This window comes from Spirillospora sp. NPDC046719, assembly GCF_040645715.1.
Taxonomy (GTDB): Bacteria; Actinomycetota; Actinomycetes; order Streptosporangiales; family Streptosporangiaceae; genus Spirillospora.
Window position 1 is genome coordinate 1 of sequence record NZ_JBEYYT010000361.1, and the last position, 9,969, is coordinate 9,969.

At 73.3% G+C, this 9,969-nt stretch carries 8 protein-coding genes; 2 read left to right on the plus strand and 6 right to left on the minus strand.

Going from position 1 to position 9,969, the window contains the following annotated elements; genetic code table 11:
• The 6 genes from ABZ914_RS38920 to ABZ914_RS38945 all read right to left on the minus strand — a co-directional run.
• On the minus strand, positions 1-586 hold a 586-nt coding region (locus tag ABZ914_RS38920; protein WP_500199505.1), incomplete at its 3' end, for a hypothetical protein.
• A gap of 51 nt (positions 587-637) precedes the next feature.
• Positions 638-967 carry an arginase family protein gene (locus ABZ914_RS38925; RefSeq protein ID WP_500199506.1) on the minus strand — a complete coding sequence of 110 codons (330 nt, stop codon included), beginning with the start codon at positions 965-967 and terminating at the stop codon, positions 638-640.
• 292 nt (positions 968-1,259) lie between these two features.
• A complete protein-coding gene (locus ABZ914_RS38930) occupies positions 1,260-2,012 on the minus strand; it encodes a succinate dehydrogenase/fumarate reductase iron-sulfur subunit (RefSeq protein ID WP_190861036.1) in 753 nt (250 codons plus the stop codon).
• A 2-nt stretch (positions 2,013-2,014) separates the two neighbouring features.
• The gene (locus tag ABZ914_RS38935; RefSeq protein ID WP_387022416.1) at positions 2,015-3,952 is read right to left on the minus strand and encodes a fumarate reductase/succinate dehydrogenase flavoprotein subunit; all 1,938 of its coding nucleotides are present in this window, start codon (positions 3,950-3,952) and stop codon (positions 2,015-2,017) included.
• Position 3,953: 1 nt separating this feature from the next.
• Positions 3,954-4,622 carry a succinate dehydrogenase cytochrome b subunit gene (locus tag ABZ914_RS38940; protein ID WP_433155258.1) on the minus strand — a complete coding sequence of 223 codons (669 nt, stop codon included), beginning with the start codon at positions 4,620-4,622 and terminating at the stop codon, positions 3,954-3,956.
• Positions 4,623-4,868: 246 nt separating this feature from the next.
• Positions 4,869-6,089, minus strand: coding sequence for a PP2C family protein-serine/threonine phosphatase (locus ABZ914_RS38945; RefSeq protein ID WP_347256879.1), 1,221 nt, complete (start codon positions 6,087-6,089; stop codon positions 4,869-4,871).
• A gap of 338 nt (positions 6,090-6,427) precedes the next feature.
• Here ABZ914_RS38945 and ABZ914_RS38950 point away from each other — a divergent pair, with 338 nt between their 5' ends.
• Positions 6,428-8,119 carry an ABC transporter transmembrane domain-containing protein gene (locus tag ABZ914_RS38950; protein ID WP_500199508.1) on the plus strand — a complete coding sequence of 564 codons (1,692 nt, stop codon included), beginning with the start codon at positions 6,428-6,430 and terminating at the stop codon, positions 8,117-8,119.
• 77 nt (positions 8,120-8,196) lie between these two features.
• On the plus strand, positions 8,197-9,945 hold the full coding sequence (locus ABZ914_RS38955; protein ID WP_500199509.1) for an ABC transporter ATP-binding protein: 1,749 nt from the start codon (positions 8,197-8,199) through the stop codon (positions 9,943-9,945).
• Positions 9,946-9,969 lie beyond the last annotated feature (24 nt).

The following is a 9,969-nucleotide window of genomic DNA, read 5'->3' on the forward strand; positions in this document are numbered from 1 at the left end:
CCGCCTCCTTGACCGAGACGCGGACGCGCCGGTAGGCGGCGGCCTCGCAGGTGCGGTTCTGCGCGATGACCTCCCGGTAGAACCACTCCGAGGCGATCAGCGCCAGGGCCCCGGCGGAGCCGCGCAGGGCCTCCTTGAGGGCCCCGGCCTCCAGCAGCCGGAACGGCAGGTTGACCGCGCTGCCCGCCACGCCGTGGCGGTCGTAGTGCACCTCCCCGGCGTGCACCGCGGCCCGCAGCCGGAAGCGGGCGCCGGGCGCGGCGGCGCCGTTGTGCCGTTCGAGGCACGCCGCGAGCCGCGCCGGGAACGGCCCGGCGAGGTGCTCCTTCGGCACCGCGGGGTCGATGAGGACCAGGGCCCCGTCGCCCCGGTCCTCGCAGGTGAAGTGCTCCTCGGGCACCCGCGACTCGGCCAGGGCCGTCTCCAGGGCGCGGAACATGGCGTCGCGGACGGTGAGCTGGTCCCAGTTCGCCCGGCCGCCGAACTTCTCGACGTCCACGCAGACGATGGACCGGTGCAGCGCGAACGGCACCTCGCGAGTACCGTGCAGGTGCTCATGCTGATGCACAGTCTTATGCACGTGCATGAGGAGCATGGTAGGGCACGCGGTGCCGTTCGGCCCAGGGTTACCGGCGGGTCAGGACGCCAGCAGGGCGGCGAGGAGGCGGCCCCGGATCTCGTCGTCGCCCTCCCGCGCCGGATGCCACGGGCAGGCGATGTCGAGGGCGGCGAGGCGGCCGGTGGCCTTGACCCGGCTGACGGCCGCCACGACGGCGTCGAACGACGGGCCGTTCCCGACCGGGAACCGCAGCCCCGGCAGCTCCGCCTTGTCGATCACGTCCACGTCGATGTGCAGGACGAGCGGGCCGTCCGGAAGGTCGATGTCGTCCACCGGGCAGCGGCGGACGCGGGACGAGGCGAGGAACTCGGCCTCCGCCGGGTCGAGGTCGCGGGCGTCCACGAGCACGGCCCGGTCCTCCGGCAGCGGCCGCAGCCGGAGACCACCGAGGGGACCGCGCCGTCCGCGACCTGCGCGGCGACCTCGGCGGCGACGCGCTCGTACAGCGCGCCGATCCGCGACCAGACGTCGCCGCCGGGAAGCTCCCCCGCGACCGTGACCACCTCGGCGCCGGGGAGCGGGAACGACGTGCCGGGGAGGCGTTCGTCCTGGTGGTAGGGGACCAGGGTAATCGTCATGCGCACACAGTAGAGCGGCCCCGCCCGGAGAACCGGGCGGGGCCGTGGCCTGGGCCGACGCGTCAGCGCTTCTTGCCGCCGGCGGTCGCCTTCAGGTAGTCGCGGTTCAGGTTCCCGATCACGTCGAGCTTGATGCCCTTCGGGCAGACCGCGACGCACTCGCCGGTGTTGGTGCAGCCGCCGAAGCCCTCGTCGTCGTGGGTGTCCAGCATCGACACGACGCGGTCCCAGCGCTCCGGCTGGCCCTGCGGCATGAGGCCGAGGTGGGTGACCTTCGCGCCGAGGAACAGCGACGCCGAGCCGTTCGGGCAGGCCGCGACGCAGGCGCCGCAGCCGATGCACTCGGCGGCCTCGAACGCGCGGTCCGCGTCCGGCTTCGGGACGGGCGTGGAGTGCGCCTCCGGGGCGGTGCCGGTCGGCGCCGTGATGTAGCCGCCCGCCTGGATGATCCGGTCGAACGCGGACCGGTCCACCACCAGGTCCTTGACGACCGGGAACGCCTTGGCGCGCCACGGCTCGACGTCGATGACCTCGCCGTCCTTGAACTTGCGCATGTGCAGCTGGCAGGTGGTGGTGCGCTCCTCGGGGCCGTGCGGGGTCCCGTTGATGACCAGCGAGCACATGCCGCAGATGCCCTCGCGGCAGTCGTGGTCGAACGCCACCGGCTCCTCGCCGTCGGCGATGAGCTTCTCGTTGAGGACGTCCAGCATCTCCAGGAACGAGGCGTCCGGGGAGATGTCGTCGAGCTTGTACTCGACCATCTTCCCCTTGTCCTGGGGGCCGCTCTGGCGCCAGACGCGCAGTGTGAGCTTCATGATTACTTGTACGACCTCTGCGTCGGGTGGACGTATTCGAAGTTCAGGTCCTCCTTGTGGAGGACGGGCTGCTCGCCCTCGCCGGCCCATTCCCAGGCGGCGACGTAGCCGAAGTTGTCGTCGTCGCGCTTGGCCTCGCCGTCCTCGTCCTGGCTCTCGGCGCGGAAGTGGCCGCCGCAGGACTCGGTGCGGTGCAGGGCGTCGATCACCATCAGCTCGGCGAGCTCGAAGAAGTCGGCGACGCGGCCGGCCTTCTCCAGCTGCTGGTTGAGCTCCTCGCCCTTGCCGGTGACCTTGACGCGCTTCCAGAACTCGTCCCGCAGCGCCGGGATGAGCTCCAGGGCCTTGCGCAGGCCCTCCTCGGTGCGCTCCATGCCGCAGTACTCCCACATGATGTGGCCGAGCTCGCGGTGGAAGGAGTCGACGGAGCGGTCCCCGTCGATCGACAGGAACTTCTCGATGCGCGACGTCACCCGCTCCTCGGCCGCGGCGATGCTCTTCTCGTCGACCGGCGGGAGGGCGTTGCGGGCGATGTAGTCGTTGATGGTGTTCGGCAGCACGAAGTAGCCGTCGGCGAGGCCCTGCATCAGCGCGGACGCGCCGAGCCGGTTCGCGCCGTGGTCGGAGAAGTTCGCCTCGCCGATCACGAACAGGCCGGGGATCGTCGACTCCAGGTCGTAGTCGACCCACAGCCCGCCCATCGTGTAGTGCACGGCCGGGTAGATGCGCATCGGCGTGTCGTACGGGTTCTCGCCGGTGATGCGCTCGTACATCTCGAAGAGGTTGCCGTACTTGGCCTCGACCTTGTCGCGGCCGAGCCGCTCGATCGCGTCGGCGAAGTCGAGGTAGACGCCGAGGCCGCCGGGGCCGACGCCGCGTCCCTCGTCGCAGACGTTCTTGGCGGCGCGGGAGGCGATGTCGCGGGGGACCAGGTTGCCGAAGGACGGGTAGATGCGCTCCAGGTAGTAGTCGCGCTCGTCCTCGGGGATGGCGGACGGCTTGCGGGTGTCGCCGGCCTTCTTCGGCACCCAGACGCGGCCGTCGTTGCGCAGCGACTCCGACATCAGGGTCAGCTTGGACTGGTGGTCGCCGCTGACCGGGATGCAGGTCGGGTGGATCTGGGTGTAGCACGGGTTGGCGAACAGCGCGCCGTGCCGGTGCGCGCGCCAGGACGCGGTGACGTTCGAGCCCATCGCGTTGGTGGACAGGAAGTACACGTTCCCGTAGCCGCCGGACGCCAGCACCACCGCGTCGGCGGTGTAGTGCTTGATCTCGCCGTTGATCAGGTTGCGGACGACGACGCCGCGCGCCCGGCCGTCCTCCATGATCAGGTCGAGCATCTCGTGCCGCGGGTACAGCTCCACGTTCCCGGCGTCGACCTGCCGCATCAGCGCCTGGTAGGCGCCGAGCAGCAGCTGCTGGCCCGTCTGGCCGCGGGCGTAGAACGTGCGCGACACCTGCGTCCCGCCGAACGAGCGGTTGTCGAGCAGGCCGCCGTACTCGCGGGCGAACGGGACGCCCTGCGCGACGCACTGGTCGATGATCTGCGTGGAGATCTCGGCGAGGCGGTGCACGTTCGACTCGCGGGAGCGGAAGTCGCCGCCCTTCACCGTGTCGTAGAACAGCCGGTGCACGCTGTCGCCGTCGTTGCGGTAGTTCTTCGCGGCGTTGATGCCGCCCTGCGCGGCGATCGAGTGGGCGCGGCGCGGGCTGTCCTGGAAGCAGAACTGGATGACGTGGTAGCCGGCCTCGCCGAGGGTGGCGCCCGCCGAGCCGCCCGCCAGGCCCGTGCCGATGATGATGATCTTCTTCTTGCGGCGGTTGGCCGGGTTGACCAGCTTCGCCTCGAACTTGCGGGTCGTCCAGCGGTCCTCGATCGGGCCCTTGGGCGCCTTGGCGTCGGCGATCGGCTCGCCGGACTTGTAGAAGCTGTCGCTCATGTCAGCTCACCCATCCGAAGGTGACGGAGATCGGGACGGCGATGAAGCCGAGGGTCACGACCCCGGCGACGCCGCCGGCGAGGAGCCGCAGCGTGCCGTTGCTGCGGGGGCTGCGCAGACCCAGGGTCTGGAACGCGCTCCAGATGCCGTGGTTGAGGTGCAGGCCGACCAGCAGGACCGCGAGGACGTACCAGACGGTGATGTACCAGCGGGAGCCGTCGAAGTCGGCGATGACCCGGTCGTAGGGGGTGGCGTCGGACCCCAGCGGGTTCACCGCGAAGAAGGTGAGGTCCAGCAGGTGCCAGATGACGAACAGCGCGATGATGACGCCGCCGTACCGCATCGTGTGGGTGGCGTAGCCCTGCGCGTGCGACTTCTTCTTCGCCTGGTACTTGACGGGCCGGGCGCTCCCGGCGCGGCGGGCCAGCGACACCGCCGACCAGATGTGCAGCACGACCGACACCGTGAGCACGATCTCCAGGATCGTCAGCAGCGTCCGGTGCGGGACGGCGGGCTCGCCCATCGTGCGCAGCCAGTGCGCGTAGTGGTCGAAGTCGCTCTCACCGAGGAAGATCTTCAGGTTCCCGATCATGTGCGCGATCAGGAACAGCACCAGGATTGCGCCGGTCACGGCCATGACGGCCTTCTTGCCGACGGTCGATCGGTAGATCGCAGGTATCGCTATAGCCACGTCGCGAACGGTATGTCCAATTTGGACAAGAGCGCCAAGTCATCAGCGCACTCAATCCGATAGCCGCAGGCTATGAACCGAGCCGGGACGGGCCTCCCCGTGCCGCGGGGCCTCCATGATCGTGAGTGACGTCACAGAGAGTTCGGGAACCGGGCCGCGCAGTGACGCAGACGACATTGACCCCGGCGCCGCCGGTGTGCGGTCAGGACGCCGCCGTGGCGCGGATCACGACGCGGTGGCCTGCCGGGACAGCAGCAGCACCGCCAGGTCGTCGGTCAGGGCGTCCCCGTTGAGGCGCTCCACCTCGGTCACCAGCTCGTCGATCAGCGACCGCCCGGTGGCGCCCCTGCCGCGCGCCCCGCGCGCCAGCTCGACGAGGCCGTCGGTGCCGAGCCGGGTGGACCCCGCGCCGACCCGTCCCTCGATCAGGCCGTCGGTGTAGAGCATCAGCCCCCACGACTCGCCGAGATCGATCTCCGTCGTCGGCCACTCCGCGCCCGGCACCAGGCCGAGCGCCGGGCCGTGCGCGTACTCCGGCAGCGCCGCGACCTCGAAGCCGCCGTCCGGCTCGTCGCGGAACAGCAGCGGCGCCGGGTGCCCGGCCAGGTGCATCCGCGCGGTCCGCCGGGACGGCGCGATCGTGATCATGCAGAGGGTGGTGAAGATCTCCTCGCTGCGCCGCTCGTGCCCGAGGACGGTGTCGAGGGTGCCGAGCAGCTGCTCGCCGGTGTGCCCGGCCAGCACCAGCGTCCGCCACGCCATCCGCAGCTGGACGCCGAGCGCCGCCTCGTCCGGGCCGTGCCCGCACACGTCGCCGATCATCAGGTGGACGGCGCCGCCCTCGGTCTGCACCGTGTCGTAGAAGTCGCCGCCGAGCAGCGCCCGCCGCCGGCCCGGCCGGTAGCGGGTGTGGTGCCGCAGGGCGGGGTCGTCGATCAGCGGGACGGGCAGCAGCCCGCGCTCCAGCCGCGCGTTCTCGCGGCCCAGGATGCGCGCCTCCACCAGCCGCCGCTCGGTCTCCTCCGACCGCTTGCGCTCTATGGCGTAGCGCACCGCGCGGGCCAGCAGCGGGCCGTCGACCTCCTGCTTGACCAGGTAGTCCTCGGCGCCGGCGGCGACCGCGCGGACGCCGAGGCCCGCGTCGTCCAGCCCGGTCAGCACCACCACCGCGGCCGTCCCGGACATGTCCAGCACCTGCCGCAGCCCGTCCAGCCGGTCGATCCCCGGCGCCGAGAGGTCCACGACGATGCACTGCGTGCGGCGGGTCAGCCGGCGCCGCGCGGTCGGCAGGTCCGCCGCGACGGTGATCAGCGCGTCCAGGCCGCTGTCGGCGAGCATCTTCTCGACCATCAGCACGTCGGCGGGGTCGTCGTCGATGAGGAGCAGGTCGACCCTGTCCTCGGCCCCTGGCGTGAAGGGATGCGTCTGGTGACTGATAGTGCTCACTAAGCTTCCGGAAAAGTCGGGGCTGGCGACGGCACTGGCAACGGCCGGACCGTTCCGGTTATTCCTGCGGTGGCAGGACGCAAGGACCGGACCGCACCGGGGGAGCGGCATCTGCCTAGCCGCCGCGGTCCCGGCTCGGGGAGCCGAGGAACCTCGCTCCCATGCCCTCCGACCTTAGCGTGTCCCCGCGTTCCCGCGCACCCCTGTGATCGTCCGCGAGGCGGGTCCCGGACGGCCCGGAACCCCTCCCCGGCGCGCTGACCCCGGGTCCCGCCGGACCCCGGCGCGGGGCAGAAAATCGTTCGAACTTCCGGGGGGTCGCCGCATATCTTCGTCCGGTGAAACCGTTGCCGGAGAAAGATCCAGGCAGCCCCGACCACCGATCTCCCGCCCGCTACCTGCTCTGGCTGCTGCGCGCCGAATGGCGCGGCGTGCTGGCCGGGGGCCTGCTCGGGGTCGGCTGGATGCTCAGCCAGGCACTGATGCCCGCCGCGATCGGCCGCGCCATCGGCGAGGGCGTCGCCGGCCGCGACGACCGCGCGCTGCTGTTCTGGACGGCGGTGCTGCTCGCCCTCGGCGGGGCGCAGGCCGCGACCGGGATCCTCAGGCACCGGCGCGCGGTCTTCCTCTGGCTGTCGTCGGCGTACCGGACCGTCCAGATCGTCACCCGGCACGCGACCCGGCTGGGCGCGACGCTGCCGAGGCGGCTCGGCGCGGGCGAGGTCGTGAGCATCGGCCTGTCCGACGTCGCGCACCTCGGCGACGTCGTCGACATCGTGTGCCGCGGCTCCGGCGCCGTCGTCGCGATCGTCGTGGTGGCGGCCGTGCTGCTCGCGACCGCGCCGCAGCTCAGCCTGGTCGTGCTGGTCGGCGTCCCGCTCGTGCTGCTGCTCGCGGCGCCGCTGCTGCGCCCGTTCCGCGAGCGCGAGGAGGCGCACCGCGAGCTGGTCGGCGAGCTGAACGGCCGCGCCACCGACCTCGTGGAGGGGCTGCGGATCCTGCGCGGCATCGGCGGCGAGCGGCTGTTCTCCGGCCGGTACCGCGCCCTGTCCGGCCGGGTCCGCGACGCCGGCGTCGCCGCGGCCCGCGCCGAGTCCCGGATCTCCGGGGCCGAGGTGCTCCTGCCCGGCCTGCTGATCGCCGCCGTGACCTGGGCCGGCGCGCACTACGTGGCGCGCGGCGAGATCGGCGTCGGTGACCTGGTGGCCTGCTACGGCTACGCGGTCTTCCTGATCGTCCCGCTGCGGACGATCGGCGAGGCCGCCGGCAAGATCACCAAGGGGCTGGTGGCGGCGCGGCGCGTCGTCCGGCTGCTCGACCTGGAGCCCGCACCGGACGGCGGTACCGCCCGCCCGGCCGGGCCCGCCGAGCTCGTCGACATCGCGTCGGGCCTGGTGGTGCGGCCCGGGCGGGTCACTGCGATCGCCGCCGCGCAGCCCCGCGACGCGCAGGCGATCGCCGACCGGCTCGGCCGGTACGCGCCCGGCGACGTCGACTTCGCCGGCGTCCCGCTCTGCGAGGTCGCCGGGATCCGCCGCCGCGTGCTCGTCGCCGTCAACGAGGACCGGCTGTTCGCCGGCACGCTCGCCGAGGCCCTCGCCCCGCCCGGCACGCCCGCCGCCGTGCTCGACGGGGCGCTGCGCGCGGCGTCCGCCGAGGACATCGCCGCCGCGTCCGGCCTGGACCGGCACGTCGCCGAGGCGGGCCGGGAGTTCTCCGGCGGGCAGCGGCAGCGGCTCCGGCTGGCCCGGGCGCTCGCCGCCGACCCCGAGGTGCTGGTCCTCGTGGAGCCGACCAGCGCCGTCGACGCGCACACCGAGGCGCGGATCGCCGAACGGCTCGGCGAGGCGCGCGCGGGCCGCACCACCGTCGTGTGCACGACCAGCCCGCTGATGCTGGACCGCGCGGCGCACGTCGCGTTCGTCGAGGACGGGCGGGTCGTCGCCGAGGGCACCCACCGCGACCTGCTGCGGACCGAGCCGCGCTACGCCGCGGCCGTGACCCGCGGCGAGGCCGCCCCGCGCCGCTGACCGGACGACCACCCACCGACACCCACCGACCACCCGAACCCGACCACCGGACCGCTGTACGGAAGGGCCCGAGAACCGTGAGCACCGAGATCCTGCCGGTCGCGGAGCCCGCGCAGGTGCGGGCGTACGCGCGCCGCGTCGCGCTGCGGCACCCGCGCGCCCTCGCCGGGACGCTGGCGCTGCACGGCCTCGCCGCCGTCGCGGGCCTCGTCGCGCCCCGGCTGCTCGGCGAGCTGGTCGAGGGCGTCCGCGACGGGACCGCCCACATCGACACCACCGCGCTCGCCATCGCCGGCTTCGTGATCGTCCAGGGCGTGCTGACCCGGTACGCCTACTTCACCTCCGCCCGCCTCGGCCAGCGCGTCCTCGCCGAGCTGCGCGAGGAGTTCGTCGACCGGCTGCTCGGGCTGCCGCTGTCGGCCGTCGAGCGGGCCGGCACCGGCGACCTCGTCACCCGCGCGTCCCGCGACGTCGACACGCTCGGCACCTCGCTGCGCGAGGCCGTCCCGGAGACCCTCGTCGCGATCGTCGTCGGCGCGTTCACCTTCGGCGCGCTGCTGGTCAACGGCCCGCTGGTCGCGCTGCCGTGCCTGGTCTCCGTCCCGATCCTGTGGGGCGTCATGCGCTGGTACCTGCCGCGCTGCCGGGACGGCTACCTGCGCGAGAACGCCTCGTGGGCGCTGATCGCCGACGGCCTCGCCGAGACCGTGCACGGCGCCAGGACCGTCGAGGCGTTCGGCCTCGCCGAGCGCCGGCACGCCCGCGGCGACGCCGACATCGCCCGCTCCTACGCCGCCGAGCGGTACACGCTGCGGCTGCGGACCGTGCTGTTCCCGGTCGCCGAGTTCGGGTTCGTGCTGCCGGTCGCGACGACCCTGCTGTTCGGCGGCCTGTTCTACGCGCACGGGATGGCCTCGCTCGCGCAGGTGACCGCCGCGACCCTGTACGTCCAGCAGCTGATCGAACCGGTCGACATGCTGCTGTCCCGGCTGGACGAGCTCCAGCTCGGCGGCGCGTCCCTGGCCCGGCTGCTCGGCGTCGGGAACGTCCCGCCGGACCGGGAGGCGGGCACCCGTCGCCCGGACGGCGAGCGGCTCACCGCGCGGGACGTCCGCTACTCCTACCGGGCGGGCCGCGACGTCCTGCACGGCGTGGACCTCGACCTGCGGCCGGGGGAGCGGCTGGCGATGGTCGGGCCGAGCGGCGCGGGCAAGTCGACGCTGGGCCGCCTGCTCGCCGGGATCGACGGGCCCCGCTCCGGCGCGGTCACGGTCGGCTCGGACGCGCCCGTCCCCCTCGTCGAGCTGCCCCTCGACGAGCTGCGCGGCCACGTCGCGCTCGTCACGCAGGAGCACCACGTGTTCCGGGGCACGCTCCGCGAGAACCTGGCGATGGCGCGCCCGGACGCCTCCGACGCGCGGATGCGCGAGGTCCTCGCGACCGTCGACTGGGACGGCCCCGGCCTGGACGCCGAGGTCGGCGAGGGCGGCGCGGCGCTGTCGCCCGCGCAGGCGCAGCAGCTCGCGCTGGCCCGGCTCGTCCTCGCGGACCCGCACACGCTGGTGCTGGACGAGGCGACGTCGCTGCTCGACCCGCGGGCCGCGCGCCGGCTGGAGAGCACGCTCGCCGCCGTCCTGGACGGCCGGACCGTCGTGGCGATCGCGCACCGGCTGCACACCGCGCACGACGCCGACCGCGTCGCCGTCGTCGAGGACGGCCGGATCACCGAGCTCGGCACCCACGACGAGCTGCTCGCCGAGGACGGCTCCTACGCCGCCCTCTGGGACTCCTGGCACGGCCCGGAGTCCCGCACCCGCACGCCGTGAGCTCGCGGCGGGCCGCCGTAGATC